Annotated in this window: 19 protein-coding genes; 12 read left to right on the top strand and 7 right to left on the bottom strand. The window is 64.2% G+C overall.

The genetic code is table 11. The annotated features are described in order from the left end of the window. Positions 1 to 951: a GlxA family transcriptional regulator gene (locus AC2FM3_RS12550; protein WP_496682286.1), complete on the bottom strand. Its 951-nt coding sequence runs from the start codon at positions 949 to 951 to the stop codon at positions 1 to 3. Positions 952 to 1,063: 112 nt separating this feature from the next. Here AC2FM3_RS12550 and AC2FM3_RS12555 point away from each other — a divergent pair, with 112 nt between their 5' ends. After that, entirely contained in the window at positions 1,064 to 1,765 is a 702-nt protein-coding gene (locus tag AC2FM3_RS12555; RefSeq protein ID WP_496682288.1) for a GntR family transcriptional regulator, read from the top strand. 46 nt (positions 1,766 to 1,811) lie between these two features. Here the strand turns inward: AC2FM3_RS12555 and tyrS are convergent, their stop codons facing one another. Further along, entirely contained in the window at positions 1,812 to 3,062 is a 1,251-nt protein-coding gene (tyrS, locus tag AC2FM3_RS12560) for a tyrosine--tRNA ligase (RefSeq protein WP_496682290.1), read from the bottom strand. Between the two features lie 63 nt (positions 3,063 to 3,125). Between tyrS and AC2FM3_RS12565 the strand changes: the two genes are divergently transcribed. The 3 genes from AC2FM3_RS12565 (at position 3,126) to AC2FM3_RS12575 (ending at position 5,318) form a co-directional block, all read left to right on the top strand. Next, positions 3,126 to 4,247 carry an anhydro-N-acetylmuramic acid kinase gene (locus tag AC2FM3_RS12565; RefSeq protein ID WP_496682292.1) on the top strand — a complete coding sequence of 374 codons (1,122 nt, stop codon included), beginning with the start codon at positions 3,126 to 3,128 and terminating at the stop codon, positions 4,245 to 4,247. A 124-nt stretch (positions 4,248 to 4,371) separates the two neighbouring features. After that, on the top strand, positions 4,372 to 4,836 hold the full coding sequence (locus tag AC2FM3_RS12570) for an aggregation factor core (RefSeq protein ID WP_496682295.1): 465 nt from the start codon (positions 4,372 to 4,374) through the stop codon (positions 4,834 to 4,836). Between the two features lie 29 nt (positions 4,837 to 4,865). Then, on the top strand, positions 4,866 to 5,318 hold the full coding sequence (locus tag AC2FM3_RS12575) for a TspO/MBR family protein (RefSeq protein ID WP_496682297.1): 453 nt from the start codon (positions 4,866 to 4,868) through the stop codon (positions 5,316 to 5,318). 12 nt (positions 5,319 to 5,330) lie between these two features. Here the strand turns inward: AC2FM3_RS12575 and AC2FM3_RS12580 are convergent, their stop codons facing one another. Together AC2FM3_RS12580 and AC2FM3_RS12585 are read right to left on the bottom strand one after the other, a co-directional pair. Then, on the bottom strand, positions 5,331 to 6,872 hold the full coding sequence (locus AC2FM3_RS12580) for a phospholipase D family protein (protein ID WP_496682299.1): 1,542 nt from the start codon (positions 6,870 to 6,872) through the stop codon (positions 5,331 to 5,333). Between the two features lie 90 nt (positions 6,873 to 6,962). Beyond that, complete coding sequence (locus AC2FM3_RS12585) at positions 6,963 to 7,382, bottom strand: cupin domain-containing protein (protein WP_496682302.1); 420 nt, start codon at positions 7,380 to 7,382, stop codon at positions 6,963 to 6,965. Between the two features lie 66 nt (positions 7,383 to 7,448). Here AC2FM3_RS12585 and AC2FM3_RS12590 point away from each other — a divergent pair, with 66 nt between their 5' ends. From AC2FM3_RS12590 to AC2FM3_RS12620, 7 genes are all read left to right on the top strand, one after another. Beyond that, positions 7,449 to 8,867 (top strand): protein adenylyltransferase SelO, encoded by a 1,419-nt coding sequence (locus AC2FM3_RS12590; protein ID WP_496682304.1) that lies wholly within the window; start codon positions 7,449 to 7,451, stop codon positions 8,865 to 8,867. Positions 8,868 to 8,953: 86 nt separating this feature from the next. Then, entirely contained in the window at positions 8,954 to 9,658 is a 705-nt protein-coding gene (locus AC2FM3_RS12595; protein WP_496682305.1) for an endonuclease/exonuclease/phosphatase family protein, read from the top strand. Positions 9,659 to 9,739: 81 nt separating this feature from the next. Then, a complete protein-coding gene (locus tag AC2FM3_RS12600) occupies positions 9,740 to 10,153 on the top strand; it encodes a Fur family transcriptional regulator (RefSeq protein WP_005982689.1) in 414 nt (137 codons plus the stop codon). 144 nt (positions 10,154 to 10,297) lie between these two features. Next, complete coding sequence (locus AC2FM3_RS12605; protein WP_496682308.1) at positions 10,298 to 11,182, top strand: DMT family transporter; 885 nt, start codon at positions 10,298 to 10,300, stop codon at positions 11,180 to 11,182. 135 nt (positions 11,183 to 11,317) lie between these two features. Next, entirely contained in the window at positions 11,318 to 12,595 is a 1,278-nt protein-coding gene (gene eno / locus AC2FM3_RS12610; RefSeq protein ID WP_496682309.1) for a phosphopyruvate hydratase, read from the top strand. A gap of 46 nt (positions 12,596 to 12,641) precedes the next feature. Then, positions 12,642 to 13,169 (top strand): GNAT family N-acetyltransferase, encoded by a 528-nt coding sequence (locus AC2FM3_RS12615; protein ID WP_496682310.1) that lies wholly within the window; start codon positions 12,642 to 12,644, stop codon positions 13,167 to 13,169. Positions 13,170 to 13,318: 149 nt separating this feature from the next. Continuing rightward, a complete protein-coding gene (locus AC2FM3_RS12620) occupies positions 13,319 to 13,489 on the top strand; it encodes a hypothetical protein (protein WP_490361548.1) in 171 nt (56 codons plus the stop codon). Here the strand turns inward: AC2FM3_RS12620 and AC2FM3_RS12625 are convergent. From AC2FM3_RS12625 to mazG, 3 genes are all read right to left on the bottom strand, one after another. Next, positions 13,486 to 13,935, bottom strand: a complete 450-nt coding sequence (locus AC2FM3_RS12625) for a GNAT family N-acetyltransferase (RefSeq protein ID WP_496682311.1) — start codon at positions 13,933 to 13,935, stop codon at positions 13,486 to 13,488. The two genes, AC2FM3_RS12620 and AC2FM3_RS12625, sit on opposite strands and share 4 nt — an antisense overlap. Then, entirely contained in the window at positions 13,932 to 14,873 is a 942-nt protein-coding gene (locus tag AC2FM3_RS12630) for a nucleoside hydrolase (RefSeq protein WP_496682313.1), read from the bottom strand. The genes AC2FM3_RS12625 and AC2FM3_RS12630 overlap by 4 nt, the downstream gene beginning before the upstream one ends. A gap of 63 nt (positions 14,874 to 14,936) precedes the next feature. Beyond that, complete coding sequence (mazG, locus tag AC2FM3_RS12635; RefSeq protein WP_496682315.1) at positions 14,937 to 15,794, bottom strand: nucleoside triphosphate pyrophosphohydrolase; 858 nt, start codon at positions 15,792 to 15,794, stop codon at positions 14,937 to 14,939. Positions 15,795 to 15,860: 66 nt separating this feature from the next. On the opposite strand from mazG, the gene AC2FM3_RS12640 reads away from it, so the two are divergent. Further along, on the top strand, positions 15,861 to 17,024 hold the full coding sequence (locus tag AC2FM3_RS12640; RefSeq protein WP_496682317.1) for a M20 aminoacylase family protein: 1,164 nt from the start codon (positions 15,861 to 15,863) through the stop codon (positions 17,022 to 17,024). The last annotated feature ends 22 nt before the right edge of the window (positions 17,025 to 17,046 follow it).

A 17,046-nucleotide genomic window follows, 5' to 3' on the forward strand; every position in this document is an offset into this window, starting at 1 on the left:
CTAATCCAGCCGGCTGCGCTGTTGCATCGGGGTGACGCCGAAGGCGGCGCGGTACACGCGCGAGAAATGGCCAGGGCTTTCAAAGCCGCAGGCAAAGGCCACGTCGGTGACCGAGGATTCGGTCTGCAACAGCAGGTTTCGCGCGCGGTCCAGCCGCAACTCCATGAAGTATTTCTTGGGCGAGGCGTTGAGGTATTTTCCGAACAAACGCTCCAGCTGGCGGGTCGAGATGCCGATCTGTTCGGCGATCAACGCCGGCGAGATCGGGTCGTTGATGCGGTCGGCCATGATCTGGATCGCCTTGGCCAGATGCGCGTTGCGCATGCCGTTGCGCGATTGCAGCGACACACGCTGATCAGCGGTCGCGTTGCGCACGGCGTTATAGACCATCTGGTCGGCGACCGCGATCGACAGGTCCTGCCCGTGGTCGCGCTCGATCAGGTGCAGCATCAGGTCGGCGGTCGCGGTGCCGCCCGAGGCGGTCATGTGCTTTTCATCGGCCACGAAGACGCTGCGCACCAGGTTCACGTCAGGGAAAGCCTCCATGAAGGCGTCGTGATATTCCCAATGGATCGCCGCCTGCATCCCGTTCAGGAACCCGGCCTCGGCGAGCAGCCACGCGCCCGAACACAGCGCCCCGATGGCCGTACCGCGCGCCCGTTCGCGGCGCAGTGCGGCCAGCAATGAGCGGCTGACGTGATCGCGCATGTGAATGCCCGACAAAACGAAGATCTGGTCGCATTTCGGCAGGTTCGCCAGCCCGCCATGCACCAGTGTCACGGACCCGTTCGAACACACCGCCTGCGTGCCGTCCTCCGAGGCGAAGGACCAGCGGTACAGCTCCTCGCCGCTGACCCAGTTGGCGATGCGCAGCGGCTCGACCGCGCAGGAGAAGGCCAAGTGCGAGAACTCGGGAACGAGGATGAAACAGAAGTGTTGCGGGCGGGTCATGCGCTCAGTCTATCACGGGCGGTCAGGCTGATTGTGTACAAGTTGCATTTTATCGGGCAAGAGCAGGGGCGACATCCTGGGTGTCGCGATTCGACCGAAGCGAAGGTTGGGGATGAAAGACGACACGAAAAGCCGCAAGGCGGCGCTGGCCGCGCATCTGAAGGCGGCGGTGATGACGCTGAAACTGCGCCCCGGCGATGACCTGGACGAGGCGCAGCTGTCCGAGGCGTTCGGCCTGTCGCGCACACCGCTGCGCGAAGTGTTCCGGCATCTGGCCGGGCTGGGCTATCTTGAACTGCGTGAAAACCGGGGCGCGCGGGTGTCCCAGATGTCTTATGCCACGCTGCGCGACTTCTTCCTGGTGGCGCCGATGATCTATGGCGCGGTGCTGCGGCTGGCGGCGCAGAACGCCACGGGAGACCAGATCGACCGGTTGAAGGCGTCGCAGGCGGCGTTTCGGGCAACCCTGCGGACGGGCTCGGCCGAAGATCGCGCGTTGGCCAACAACCAGTTCCATGAGATCACCGGTGAGATGGCGGCGAATGTCTACCTGCTGCCGTCGTTTCAGCGGCTGCTGATCGACCATGCGCGCATCGGCATGACCTTCTACCGCCCGGATCAGGCCGGGATGGGTGAAAGCCTCGATCTGGCCTGCGACCAGCATGACGCCATCATCTCCGCGATCGAGGCACGCGACGAGGCGGCGGCGGGGCAGCTGGCGGCCGATCACTGGGCGCTGTCGCGCGACCAGATCGAGCTGTTCGTGACGCCCGCCGGTCTGGACCTGCCGCTGGGCTCGGTCGAGCGCGGATAAAAAAACGGCCGCCCTGAAGCGGCCGTCGTGTTTGGGGTCAGACGGGTTAGCCCAACTGCACCAGCGCGTGCCGTTTCTTGCCGGCGCTGAGTTTGATGGGCGAGGACAGGGCCGCCGCGTCGATCATCAGCCCCGCATCGGTCAGCGGTGCGTCGTCCAGACGGGCGCCGTTTTCGGAAATCAGGCGCTTGGCCTCCTTGCCCGATTTCGCCAGGCCAGACTTCACGATCAGCTGCACAACCGAGATGCCATCGCCCAGATCTTCGGCGGTCAGGGTCAGGGTGGGCAGGTCGCCGCCCACGCCGCCCTTTTCGAACACTTCGCGCGCGGTGGCCTCGGCCTTGGCCGCGGCCTCGGAACCGTGCAGCAGGGTCGTGACTTCGTTGGCCAGACGGATCTTGGCCTCGTTGATCTCGGACCCTTGCAGCGCGCCCATGCGGTCGCATTCGTCTACGGGAAGCTCGGTGAAGATCTTCAGGAAACGGCCCACGTCGGCGTCGGTGGTGTTGCGCCAGAACTGCCAGAACTCGTAAGGCGACAGCATGTCGCCGTTCAGCCAGATGGCGCCGCCCTGGCTTTTGCCCATCTTGCGCCCATCGCTGGTGGTCAGCAGGGGCGTGGTCAGGCCATAGATCTCGTGATCCAGCACGCGGCGGGTCAGGTCGATGCCGTTGACGATATTGCCCCACTGGTCCGATCCGCCCATCTGCAGGATGCAGCCATATCGGCGGTTCAGTTCCAGAAAGTCATAGGCTTGCAGGATCATGTAGTTGAACTCGAGGAACGACAGGGATTGTTCCCGGTCCAGCCGCGATTTCACCGATTCAAAGGACAGCATCCGGTTGACCGAGAAATGCCGCCCGATGTCCCGCAGGAAATCGAGATAGTTCAGGTCGTCCAGCCATTCGGCATTGTTCAGCATCAGCGCGCCGGTGTCGCTGTCGTCATAGGACAGGTACTTGTCGAACACCTTCTGCATGCCGGCGATGTTGGCGTCGATCTGCTCGGGACCCAACAGGGGGCGCTCGTCCGAGCGGAAAGACGGATCGCCCACCTTGGTGGTGCCGCCCCCCATCAGGGTGATCGGCTTGTGCCCCAGCTTTTGAAACCAGCGCAGAACCATGATGTTCATCAGGTGCCCGACATGCAGGGACTGGGCGGTGGCGTCATACCCGATATAGGCTGTCTGCACCCCGCTTGTCAGAGCATCGTCAAGGCCCTGATAATCGGTGCAATCGGCCAAAAAGCCGCGCTCGATCATCGTGGCGATGAAATCCGATTTGGGGTGATACGTCATGTCTTGCCTCGGGGTTGAATTGCGGGGCACGTTATAGGCGGCGAACGAGGGAAGGAAAAGGCCATGAATAAGGCCCGAGGCAAAGTTGGGGCAGTGCGGGCACTGGGGGCCATGTCGGGCACCTCGCTCGATGGGGTCGACGCGGCGGTGGTGGAAACCGACGGGCGGCAGATCCTGCGGTTCGGCGACAGTGCCTACCGGCCCTACAGCGAGGACGAGCGCAAGCTGCTGCGCGCCGCGCTGGGAAAATGGAGCGGCCCCGAGGTGCACGCCGCCGAAGATCTGGTGACCCGCGCCCATGCCGAGCTGCTGTCGGAATTCGAGGACGTGGAGCTGATCGGCTTTCACGGCCAGACCCTTGCGCATGAGCCGCGCGGCAAGGGCACGTTGCAGGTGGGCGATGGCGAGGGGCTGGCGGTCGCGCTGGGTGTGCCCGTGGTCTGGGATTTCCGCAGCGATGACGTGGCCATGGGTGGCGAGGGCGCGCCGCTGGCGCCGTTCTTCCACTTTGCCTGCGCAAAATATGTCGGGGCGACGGCGCCCTTGTGCTTTCTGAACCTGGGCGGCGTCGGCAACCTGACCTATGTGGACCCGTTCTTTGACGGACCCGAGGCGCCCGGTGCGTTGCTGGCCTTTGACACCGGCCCGGCCAATGCGCCGATCGACGATCTGGTGCAGGCGCGTCTGGGCCTGCCGATGGACCGCGACGGCGCGCTGGCCCGGCAGGGCACGGTCGAGACCGGAGCACTGGAGCTGTTTCTGGCCGAGCCCTATTTCAACCGTCTGCCGCCCAAATCGCTGGATCGCAACGATTTCGCCGAAATGATCGGTCTGGTAAAGGAATTGAGCGATGCTGACGCAGTCGCCACCCTGACGGGCATGAGCGCCGCCGGTGTGGTGCAGGGGATGGAGCATTGTCCCAAACCGCCCGCGCGGGTGCTGGTCACCGGCGGTGGGCGCAAGAACCCGGTTTTGATGGAGATGCTGCGCGTGGCGCTGGACTGCCCGGTCGATCCGGTCGAGGCCGTAGGTCTGGATGGCGACATGCTCGAGGCGCAGGCCTTTGCCTATCTGGCGGTGCGGGTGGCGCGGGGGATGCCGACCTCTTGTCCCGGCACCACCGGGGTCAAGGCGTTGGTCGGCGGGGGAACGGTCAGCCGGGTGTCGCAGGGCGCACCGCGCTGAAACGCGGCGAAAAATGATCCTGCCAAGGCACCCGGGCGTAATCGTAGCAGTAGCCACAACAACGCCGGAGATGAAGATGATCGGTTCCCTTGTGAAAAATGCGGTCGGTTGTGCTGTTGCGTTCATGCTCGCAGTGCCTGCCATGGCCGAAGTGCAGGTTGAGTTCGTCGAGGGAGCGCCAAAGGACCGTTTCGTTCTTCGCAATGCCAGCGATTGCAACCTGTCTGCTGCAACTGTGCGTCTGGATTTGTCTTCGTCACAGGGCGGGTTGATCTTTGATGTCACCGGCTCGGGGGCAGGGGTTGAAGTGTTTCAGCCTTTTGAGATGGTCGCGGGGTCCGAGTATCTGAACGGATTGCCTCAGGTTCAGGACGGACAGTCGATGGTCGATCTGGACATCCGGGCGATGCCGCCCGGTGCAGAAATCGCGTTTACGATCGACGTGGATGACACAGGTGGCGGACGCGAGATCATCGTGTCGGGGGCCGAGATCCAGGGCGCGACGGTCTCTCTGGAAGGCGCACAGAACCCCCAGCGTGGTGTCTTTTCGTCGGCGGCCCGCGCGGCTATACCGGTCGGGACCTGCTGAGCGGCGGTGAAACTGCAGATGGAACCGGCATGACCAAGACCCTGACACGTATCGCATTTCTGGTTCTTGTAATGGGTGGCGGCATACTGATCGGCACTCTGACAGGGCCGGGTGAGTGGTATGCGAATCTGAACAAACCGGTCTTCAACCCGCCGGGATGGGTATTCGGCCCGGTCTGGACGGTTCTTTACGTGTTGATCGCAATGGCAGGTTGGCGGCAGTTCGAACGCGACCGAAGTTCGCCCGCGATGCGCCTGTGGTGGGCGCAGTTGGGCCTGAACTTTCTGTGGTCGCCCACATTCTTCGTGCTGCATCAGCCGTGGCTGGCATTGTTAGTGATTCTTGCGCTTCTGGTGGTGATTGTGCTGTTCATCGCGCGCGTCCGCCCGGTGGATCGCGTTTCGGCCTGGGCGTTCGTGCCCTATCTGGCATGGGTGGCATTCGCCACCATACTGAATCTATCGATCGCGGTCCTGAACTAACGCCGGCGGTGGTCAGAGCATCCACTCGACCGGCAGCCACCTAACGACGGCGGCAAGGCCGCGCTGGAACCGAGAGGTGTTCGGGTCAGTCTCAAAGGTCGTGGTCGTTCCGTCGTTGGTCTGCTGAATCCAAACCAGGCCGCCGTCATCGGCCATTTCGACGCGATAGGCGAATTCCGGCTTGTCCAGTTGCCGGGCCAGATCTGCTGCGACCGCGGGGCTCTCGATCAGCAGCCCCATCTCGGTGTTCAGCCGGGCCGAACGTGGATCCAGATTGTATGAGCCGATAAAGATCCGTTTGCCATCCGAGCCAAACACCTTTGCATGCAGGCCCGAGGCAGAGCCTGCAAGAATCTCGGGCAGGCTGCGTGCCTTATGCTCGGCGCGCAACGCGCGCAGCTCCAGCAACTGAACCCCGCTTGCCAGCAGGTCGTCGCGATAGGCCATGTAAGCGGCATGAACCGGCATCACATCGGTCGCATCCATTGAGTTGGTCAGGACCCGGACTTTGACCCCAGACGACGCCAACCGTTCGAGCAACTCGGCCCCGCGGGGACCGGGAATGAAATAGGCCGAGACCAGATCGAGCGACGTCTCGGAGCTTTCGGCAAAGGCTATCAGACGCTCGACCATGAGGTTCTCGTCCTCCACCTGTCCAAGTCCCTTTGCCGGGTCATCGACAAAAAGTTCGATAGCGCTCCACTCGAACGGCAGATCGCGGTCGGCGATGCGGTCGGCCAGTTCATTGTCGCGGATCGCCTTTTGGTATCCGGCCCCGGCAGCGGTCTGACGCGCGGCCTCGGCCAATGCCTTCAGGCTTGGATCGGTCGCTGCAGGCAGGAACAACGCGGCATCATAGGCCGAGCCGCTGTTCCAGTAGGCATCGAACGACGCTGCAACCTCGTCCACGATAGGACCGATCGCGATGGTATCGACATCCAGATAGTGCGTTCCGGCCCCATAGTCGAAATAGATGTCGCCGATGTTTCGGCCCCCGACAATCGTGGCCACGCCGTCCACTGTCATGGATTTGTTATGCATGCGGCGGTTCAACCGGCCGAAATCGAACACATAGGATAGCAGCTTGGGGTTGCGCAAAGTGAACGGGTTGAAGATGCGCACATGGGCGGTGGGCATGGCATCCAGTTCCGCCAGAAGCGTGTCCAGCCCCGAGATGCCGTTGTCATCGACCAGGAGGCGCACGCGCACGCCCCGTTCCGCCGCCGCACGCAATTCGTCCAGCAGCATCAGGCCGGTCACGTCATCCTGCCAGATATAGTATTGGGCATCGATGGACGAGACCGCCTCACGCGCGAGAATGGCGCGGGCGGCGAATGCGGTGTGCCCCTGACCGAGGGGGCGGACGCCATCCAGTCCGGGATTGCGCTGAATCGCCGGCTCGATGGCTTGGCCCAGCGGACCCGTCCAATCCGCGGGTTGGCTGTATGTCTGCTCCGAGAAATTGGTTTCGGGCAGCGGAAAGGCCAACCGCAGCCCAAACACGCCCAGGCCGAGGATCACGGCCACGGTCACCAAAGTCTTGATCAGCCGCATCGCGCCCTCATCTTTGCCCAATCATTCACAAGCGAACCATGCCGCATCGGGCAGGGCAAGTTCAAGCGTGGTTCAGCAGGGGCCGGAGGTTTAGCCTCTGGGAATTTCGAATTCCGGCGGCGCCAATTCGAACCCGTCGAACTGGAAACCCGGTGAAACGGTACAGCTGACCAGCGTGTAGTCCCCGGTGCTGCGGGCGGCCTGCCAATGCCCGGCGGGTACGATGACCTGCGGGGCACCCTCGCTCAGGTCAGGGGATAGCATGTGATCGCTTGCCGGTCCGGTGTCGCTTTCGCTGATCGACAGGATCAGCGGCGCGCCGGCGTGAAACAGCCAGATCTCGGTCGCATCGACCCGGTGCCAGTGGCTGGCCTCGCCCCGTTTCAGCAGGAAATAGATGCAGGTCGCGGTCGGGCGGCCGGTGTTGTCCGCGCGCCAGGTCTCGGCATACCAACCGCCTTCGGGGTGGGGCTGCAACTGCAGGTGGTCGATGATCTGGTCGGCGGTCATGGCGGGCCTTTCACGGCGATGGGATTTGGTGCTGGCAATACTGCGCACAGATCATATGTTTGCGCCATGACCCTGACGATCCCCTTCGACAATTCCTATGCCCGGCTGCCCGGCGCCTTTTATGCGCGCCAGTCGCCTGAGCCCGTGCGCGCGCCGCGGCTGGTGGCTTTCAATGACGATCTGGCGCAGGTGCTGGGCATCTCGCCCGGCGACGCGCAGGACATGGCCCAGGTGTTTGCGGGCAATACCCTGCCGGACGGGGCCGAGCCGCTGGCGCAGCTGTATTCCGGCCACCAGTTCGGCAACTACAACCCACAGCTGGGCGACGGGCGCGCGGTGCTGCTGGGCGAGGTGGTGGGCACGGACGGGGTTCGCCGAGACATTCAACTCAAGGGCTCCGGGCGCACGCCGTTTTCGAGGCAGGGCGACGGGCGGGCCTGGCTGGGGCCGGTTCTGCGCGAATATGTCGTGTCCGAGGCGATGCACGCGCTGGGCATTCCCACCACGCGTGCCTTGGCGGCGGTGGAAACCGGCGAGGTCGTGCTGCGCGAGGGCCCGATGCCCGGCGCGGTGCTGACCCGCGTGGCGCAAAGCCATCTGCGGGTGGGCACGTTCCAGGTATTCGCCGCACGCGGCCAGATCGCCGACCTGCAGCGGCTGACCGACTATGCCGTCGCGCGCCACTACCCGGACGCCGTCGGGCCGATGGGCCTGCTGCGCGCCGTGCGTGACGCACAGGCCGCGCTGATCGCGCAATGGATGGCGGTGGGCTTCATCCACGGGGTGATGAACACCGACAACTGCGCCATCTCGGGCGAAACCATCGACTATGGCCCCTGCGCCTTCATGGACAGCTATCATCCGAACACCGTCTACAGCTCGATCGACCGGATGGGGCGCTATGCCTATTCCAACCAGCCCGAGATCGCGGTGTGGAACCTTGCGCAGCTGGCGACGGCGCTGATCCAGCAGATCGAGGACAAGCAGGCCGCCGTGGAAGAGGCGACCGAGATCGTACATGCCATGCCCGAATTGATGCAGCAGCACTGGCTTCGGCGGTTCCGGGCCAAGATCGGCCTGACCACCGAGGAGGACGGCGACCTTGCACTGATCTCGGACCTGCTGACGCGGATGGCGCAGAACCAGGCCGATTTCACCAATACCTTCCGCGCGCTGGGCCGCGATGCGGCACGGGACCAGTTTACCGATCCGGCGGCTTTCGACAGCTGGGCCGAGGGGTGGCGCGCGCGGCTGACGCGCGAGGCTGACCCGGTTGCAGTGATGCACGCGGCGAACCCCGCCTTCATCCCGCGCAACCACCGGGTCGAGCAGATGATCCAGGCCGCCGTTCAGGGCGACTATGCCCTGTTTCACCGGCTGAACGCTGTGCTGGCCCAACCCTATGAGGAACAGCCCGACGCCGCCGACCTGAGGCACCCGCCCACGCAGGACGAGGTGGTGCATGCCACCTTTTGCGGCACCTGAGCGGGTTTCGGCATCTGTGCTGAACTATCGGCTTGCGTCCGGGCGCGATCCTGCGAATCCTGACGGGGTACAACCGTAGAAAACCGATGACCACTTTGCCCAAGCTGCGCCTTGCCAGCTACAACATCCAGAAATGCGTCGGACTGGACCTGCGACGCCAGCCGCAGCGTATCCTGCAGGTGCTGGATCGGCTGAGCGCCGATATCGTGGTGCTGCAAGAGGCTGACAAACGCCTGCCGCCGCGCCCGGCGGCGCTGCCGCATTTCATGCTGGACGAGGCGGGGTGGAAGATCGTTGATCTGGGCGGTGCGGGCAGCCTCGGCTGGCATGGCAACGCCGTGATCTGGCGGGGCGACCACATTCAGGTGCGCCGCGCCGCGCATCACGATCTGCCGGGGCTCGAACCGCGCGGGGCGGTCCGGGTCGAGTTCGACACGCATATCGGCCCACTGCGGGTGATGGGGATGCATCTGGGGCTGTTCTCGGCGTGGCGCCGCCAGCAGATCATTCACTTGCGGCAGGACGGCCGCGCGCTGGACCGGATGCCCACCGTCTGGGCGGGGGATTTCAACGAATGGTCGCGCCAGCCGATCCTTGACCGTCTGGCTCCCGACATGCGGTTCTTGCCACCTGTGCCAAGCTTTCCCGCCGCGCAGCCTCTGGGTGCGCTGGACCGGATCGCGCTGGGCGGCGGGCTCGAGGCGCTGGCCCACGGTGTGCACGGGGAGCGGCCCGCGCATATCGCCTCGGACCACCTGCCGGTCTGGGCCGATCTGCGCCTGGCCGGTTGAGTCGGCAAGGGTGCAAAACACGGTGGCGAAACCCGTGCGGACAGACTAAGACAGAGACCCGAACGGATTCTGAGGGGTGCCATGCCGGACACGATCATCGCGCGTTGCGAAGCCAAAGGCCTGCGCATGACCGGCCAGCGCCGGACCATCGCGACCGTTCTGGAACAAAGCGACGACCATCCGGATGTCGAGGAGCTTTACGCCCGCGCATCGGCGCTGGATGCGGGCATCTCGATCGCGACCGTCTATCGCACCGTCAAACTGTTCGAAGAGGCCGGAATTCTCGAGCGGCTGGAATTCGGCGACGGGCGCGCGCGCTATGAGGATGCCGAGCGCGACCACCACGATCACCTGATCGATATGAACTCGGGCGAGGTGATCGAGTTCGTGGACCCCGAAATCGAAGCTCTGCAGGAAAAGATTGCCGCCAAGTTGGGCTACCGCCTGAAAGGGCACCGGCTGGAATTATACGGCGTGCCGCTGGACAAGGACTGATCCGGCACCGACCCATCACGAAACGCGAACGGCCGGCTCAAATCAATTCATCATTCGTGGTCAGGTTGCGGGTTGCCAGACCGAGGCAATCGGGATTTCCTGCGCCGGTCGGGCAAGACGGGCCCGCCAGACGGAGACGCGCGCATGAACAACGTACAGGGCATTCTGCTGATCATCGGGGCGATGGCCGCCTTCACGCTTGAGGACATGTTTATCAAGCACCTGTCGACTTCCGTGCCGACCGGGCAGGTCATGCTGGTTCTGGGCCTGTTCTGCGGGCTGGCCTTTGCCCTGATGGCGGTGGTCACGCGCAAGCGGATCTTTGACCGGGCCGCCTGGCAGCCCTTGCCCCTGATCCGCGCGGGCACCGAGGCCGTCGGCGCGCTCAGCTTCGTGACCGCCTTGTCGCTGGTCGATCTGTCCACGGTCGCCGCCGTGTTCCAGGCAATGCCCTTGGCGGTGACTATGGGGGCCGCGCTGTTTCTGAGCGAACACGTTGGCTGGCGGCGGTGGAGCGCGATCGGCGTCGGATTCGCCGGGGTGCTGATGGTCATCCGCCCGGGTCTGGACGGGTTCCGCCCCGAGGCTCTGTTCGTGGTGGCGACGGTGATCGCCATCGCTGCGCGCGATCTGATCACCCGGCGGCTGGACGCGCGGGTGGCCTCGGCCGTGGTGGCGTTGCAGGCCTATGCGGCGGTGGCGCTGGCGGGGGGCGTTCTGATGCTGATGGCGGGCCAGCCGTTGGTGCCGCTTCAGGCCGGGCAGGTCGGCCCCTATATCGGCGCGGTGGGCTTTGGCGTGCTGGGCTATTTCGGCATCGTCACGGCGATGCGCGTGGGCGAGGCCTCGGCCCTGACCCCGTTCCGCTATACGCGTCTGCTGTTCTCGATCCTGGCCGGGATGTGGATGTTCGGCGAACGACCGGACCTGATGACCATGATCGGCGCGTCGCTGATCATCGGGTCGGGCATGTACACGTTCATCCGCGAACGGCGCATTGCGCGGGCCATGGCTCCGGCGGTCTGCTGACCTGTTGGCGCAAACACGCTGCTGTTGGCGCTAAAGGCCGGAGAATATGCGTGTTAGCGATAACGGACCCGGTTTACTTTTCCCCGCGTGCTGGTATGAGGCATGCAACCGAACGCATTTTCAGGGACCGGTATCATGAGCACCATCATCGACATCCACGCACGCGAAATCCTGGACAGCCGGGGCAACCCCACCGTCGAGGTGGACGTGGTTCTGGAAGACGGCACCATGGGCCGGGCAGCCGTGCCCTCGGGCGCGTCGACCGGCGCCTATGAGGCGGTTGAGAAGCGCGATGGCGACAAGTCCAGGTACATGGGCAAGGGCGTGCTCGAAGCCGTGGCCGCCGTGAATGGCGAGATCGCTGAAGAATTGGTGGGCTTTGACGCGACCGAGCAGGTGGCGATCGACGCTGCGATGATCGAGCTGGACGGCACCCCCAACAAGGGCCGTCTGGGCGCGAACGCCATTCTGGGCGTCTCGTTGGCCGTGGCCAAGGCGGCGGCGGACTTCACCACCCAGCCGCTCTATCGCTATGTGGGTGGCACCTCGGCGCGGGTTCTGCCGGTGCCGATGATGAACATCATCAATGGCGGCGAACACGCCGACAACCCGATCGACATCCAGGAATTCATGATCATGCCCGTGGCCGCCAGCAACATCCGCGAGGCGGTGCGCATGGGTTCGGAAGTGTTCCACACCCTGAAAAAGGAACTGTCGGCGGCCGGGCTGGCCACCGGTGTCGGCGACGAGGGCGGATTTGCCCCGAACATCGCTTCGACCCGCGAAGCGCTGGATTTCATCCTCAAGTCGATCGAGAAGGCGGGCTACAAGCCGGGGGACGAGATCTATCTGGCGCTCGATTGCGCGGCCACCGAGTATTACAAGGATGGCAAATACGTCCTGTCGGGCGAGGGGAAGACTCTGAGCAGCGACGAGAACGTGGCCTATCTGGCTGCGTTGGTGAACGACTATCCGATCATCTCGATCGAGGACGGTATGTCCGAGGATGACTGGGACGGCTGGAAGGCGCTGACCGACGAGTTGGGCGGCAAGGTGCAGCTGGTGGGCGACGACCTGTTCGTGACCAACCCGGCGCGCCTGGCCGAAGGGATCGAGAAGGGCTGCGCCAACTCGATGCTGGTCAAGGTGAACCAGATCGGCTCGCTGACCGAAACGCTGCGAGCCGTGGATATGGCGCATCGCGCCCGCTACACCAACGTGATGAGCCACCGCTCGGGCGAGACCGAGGACGCCACCATCGCCGATCTGGCCGTGGCGACCAACTGCGGTCAGATCAAGACCGGCTCGCTGGCGCGGTCGGACCGGCTGGCCAAGTACAACCAGCTGATCCGCATCGAGGAAACGCTAGGCGAGGTCGCGGAATACGCGGGGCGTTCGATCCTTCGCAAGTAAGCAACAAGCTGCTAGTCTGATCCCCGACATTGGCCGGGGGTCCCTAATGCTCAGCATCATTGAACCTAAAACGCCGGACCAGTTTGATGCTGTCCGGCGTTTGTGTTGGGACTATCACGCCTTTCTACTGACACTGGACGAACGGTCGCGGCAGGTCGTCAACACGTTCTATCCGCCCGAGAAATATGCCTCCGTTCTGGCGGCCATCGAGGTCGAGCATATGCCGCCCAAGGGCGGGACCCGGCTGGCGATGCTGGACGGGCAGGCGGTGGGCTGCGGGATGTTCCAGACAATCGGGCCGGGTATCGCTGAGATCAAGCGCGTATTCGTGACCGAGGCTGCTCGGGGTACTGGCGCGGGGTGTGCGATCATGCAGGAACTGATTGCCCAGTGCCGCAAGGACGGGTTCGAGATGATCCGGATGGACACCGGAAAACCGCTTAAGGCGGCGACTCGGCTGTACCTATCCTTGGGGTTCAAGCTACGCGGTGCCTATTCCGACATTCCCGAAATCGCCCGAGGGCAATTATTGTTCTTTGAAATGTCGCTGCGGGGCGATACCGCCGAAGCCTAGGGAATTGCAGTGGAATTGCCCAAAACCTCAGTTTTGGAGGGTCGGAATTGCGAAAAAAAGCAAACATAAATGTGATTATGTGTGAACTTTTACCTACGCGCACCGCAGCGACGGGCGTAGTCTGACGGTACAGCAGAAAGGAGAACGTGATGTCTGCTTCAAGAATCCTTCTCGTGATTTCGATGCTTTCCGTCGGTGTTCTGGCGGCCTGTGCGGGGCCTGGCACCTACCCGATCACCGGTGAACCGGTGTCGCAGAATGATCCGGTGCAAGAGATGTACTATAGCCCCAGCCTGATCTTCCGCGGTGAGTCGCGCTAGAGCGTCTTGCTCATCAGCATGTAGCGGTCGCGCGGTTTGAAGCCGGTTCGAAGGTACAGTTTCTGCGCGGCCTCGTTGGTTCGATCCACCTCAAGGTGCAGGGCCGTCAGGCCGGCCCCGGCCAGTGCCTTGGGCAGGGCTTGAAGAACTTCGGTAGCGATGCCGCGGCCGCGAATGGCGGGGCGGATGTAGATTTCGTCCACGAACCCGTCCATGCCCCCGAACTCGACCGACCAGCCGAAGGTCAGGATGACATAGCCCAGCGGTGCGCGCGCGGGGCCGATCAGGTAGATGCAGCCGTGCGGGATGCCCTCGAGCAGCGGCGCAAGGGCCGCGCGGCGCTGGTCGGGGTCCTGTTCGATCCCTGCCTCGGCGTGAAAGGCGGCGACCAGACCCATCAGCCGATCAAGGTCGTCGGGGCGGGCAAGGCGCAGGGCGGCGCTCATAGCCGGGCCAGCCGTTCGGTGAGCAGGGCAAAGAACCCGTCGGCGTCCAGATCGCCGATGAACAGCGCGTTGGGCTTTCGGTCGGTGACGCCCCACCAGTCGGCGACGGTCATGCCAAGGGTGAGGTCCGACTGGGTTTCGATCTCGACGTTGACGTGTCGGCCCGAGAAGAGCTCGGGGCGGATCAGATAGGCGGTCACGCAGGGATCGTGCAGGGGCGCGCCCTCGCTTCCGTACTTCTCCTTGTCGAAACGTTCGAAGAAATCAGTCATCTCGGCCACCGCGATGCCGACCTTGGTGCCAAGGGCGCGGAAGGCGTCGTTGCGCTGTTTGGTGACCAGCGCTTTGTGCGTGACATCCAGCGGCATGACCACGATATCGACGCCGGATTTGAACACGATGTCAGCGGCTTCGGGATCGACATAAATGTTGAATTCAGCGGCCGGGGTGATGTTGCCGACCTCGAAATAGGCACCACCCATCAGCACGATCTGCTGCACCCGCTCGATGATGTCGGGGGCTTTCTGAAAGGCCGTGGCGATGTTGGTCAGCGGCCCCAGCGGGCAGAGGGTGACGGTGCCGGGCGGGTGGCGGCGCAGGGTGTGGATGATGAAATCGACGGCGTTGCCCTGGGCCAGCTCCATCTTGAGGTCGGGCAGGTCGGGGCCGTCGAGGCCGGTCTTGCCGTGCACGTGCTCGGCGGTGACCAGCTTGCGTTTCAGCGGCGCGTCGCAGCCCGCATAGACCGGCACGTCGGTTCGGTCCGCCAGTTCGCAGACGATGCGGGCGTTCCTGGCGGTCAGCTCCAGCGGCACGTTGCCCGCGACGGCGGTAATGCCCAGCACCTCGATCTCTTCGGGGCTGGCCAAGGCCAGCAGGATGGCGACGGCGTCGTCCTGTCCGGGGTCGGTGTCGATGATGATTTTGCGGGCGGTCATGGGGTCTCCGGGGGGATGGTGAGGGCGGACACTGGCAAGCGCGGCTGGGCTTGTCCAGCGGTTTCAGGCGTCGCTTGCGGCCTTGACCGGCGGGAGTTTGCCGTTCGCGCGGTGCTCTTCGGCCTTCACCTCGTCCCACAGGGCGTCCATCTCCTCGAGCGTGCTCTGTTCGGGCGTCTTGCCGCGTTCGGCGAGGCGTTCCTCGATCTTGTTGAAGCGCCGGGTGAACTTGGCGTTGGTGCGGCGAAGGGCGGCCTCGGGCTCGACGCCCAGATGGCGGCCGAGATTGACGATCACGAACAGCAGGTCGCCGAATTCGTCCTCGAGCGCGTCGGCGTCCATCTGGTCGCGCGCCTCTGCCAGTTCGGCGGCCTCTTCGGCGATCTTGTCCAGCACATGGCCCGCATGGGGCCAGTCGAAGCCCACCCGCGCGGCGCGTTTCTGCAGCTTGTAGGCGCGCAGCAGGGCCGGCAGGTTGGCGGCGACACCGTCCAGCGCGCCCTTTTGTTCCTTTCCGGCGCGCTCGGCGGCCTTGATCGCCTCCCAGTCGCGGGTCTGCTGTTCGGCGGACTTGTCGCGGGATTCGTCGCCGAAGACATGCGGGTGGCGGGCCACCATCTTGTCGGCCATGGTACGCACCACGTCCTGAAAGGTGAAATGCCCGGCCTCTTCGGCCATCTGGGCGTGAAAGACCGACTGGAACAGCAGGTCGCCCAGCTCGCCCCTGAGCTCGTCCCAGGCCTGGCGTTCGATGGCGTCGGCGACCTCATAGGCCTCTTCGATCGTGTAGGGGGCGATGGTGGCGAAATCCTGCTCGATATCCCACGGGCAGCCGGTGTCCGGGTCGCGCAGGCGGCGCATGATCTCCAGCAGCCGCTCGATTCCGGCGTCGGTATCGTGGATCAGTGGATTTTCAACCATTGCGAAGCCCCTTGTTCCGGTGTCAGATGCATCCATCCCGCAGCTTGGATCAGGAGTCCACCCCCGATGCCCGTCGTCAACCGCATTGCCGATTACGCCGCCGACATGGCCGAATGGCGCCAGCACCTGCACACGATCCCGGAACTGGAATTCGATTGCCACCAGACCGCCGCCTTCGTGGCCGAGCGGCTGCGCGAGTTCGGCGTGGACGAGTTGCACGAAGGGATCGCGCAGACAGGGATCGTGGCGATCATCAACGGGCAGGGCGATGGCCCCACGATCGGGTTGCGCGCCGACATGGATGCGCTGCCGATCGAGGAGCAGACCGGGGTGGCATATGCCTCGAAGAATCCCGGCAAGATGCATGCCTGCGGGCATGACGGGCACACCACAATGCTGCTGGGCGCGGCGCGGTACCTGGCCGAGACGCGGAATTTCCGGGGCCGCGTGGCTTTGCTGTTCCAACCCGCCGAAGAAGAGGGAGGCGGCGCCGATATCATGGTCAAAGAGGGCGTGATGGACCGGTTCGACATCGCCGAGGTCTATGCGCTGCACAATGCGCCGGGCTTTGCCGAGGGCGCATTCTATACCACGCCCGGGCCGATCATGGCGGCGGTCGATACGTTCGACATCCACATTCAGGGCGTGGGTGGCCACGGTGCCATGCCACACGACACGCGCGACCCGGTCATGGCCGCCTGCGGAATCGCGCAGGCAATCCAGACCATCGTCAGCCGCAACCACTATGCGCTGGACGATCTGGTGATCTCGGTCACCCAGATCCACACCGGGACCGTGAACAACGTGATCCCCGACACCGCCTATCTGAACGGCACCGTCCGGACCTTCGATCCGGCGGTGCAGAAGATGGTGATGACCCGTCTTGAAGAAATCGTGCAGGGGCAGGCGGCATCCTATGGGGTCACGGCGACGCTGGATTACGTCGTGGGCTATCCGGCCACGGTCAACGATGCGGACAAGACCGGTTTCGCCGCCGAGGTGGCGCGCGAAGTGGCAGGCGCCGATCGGGTGATCGCAAATTCGGGCCGCGAGATGGGGGCCGAGGACTTCTCGTACATGCTGCAGGAGCGCCCGGGCGCCTATCTGTTCCTGGGGCAGGGCGACGGGCCGGGGCTGCATCACCCCAAGTACAATTTCAACGACGAGATCGCACCAGTGGGTGCCTCGTTTTTTGCGCGCATCGTCGAAAAGGCGCAGCCGTTGACCTGACGGTCCGGTCGATATCAGGGAG

The organism is Ruegeria sp. BHSB172 (assembly GCF_059613165.1).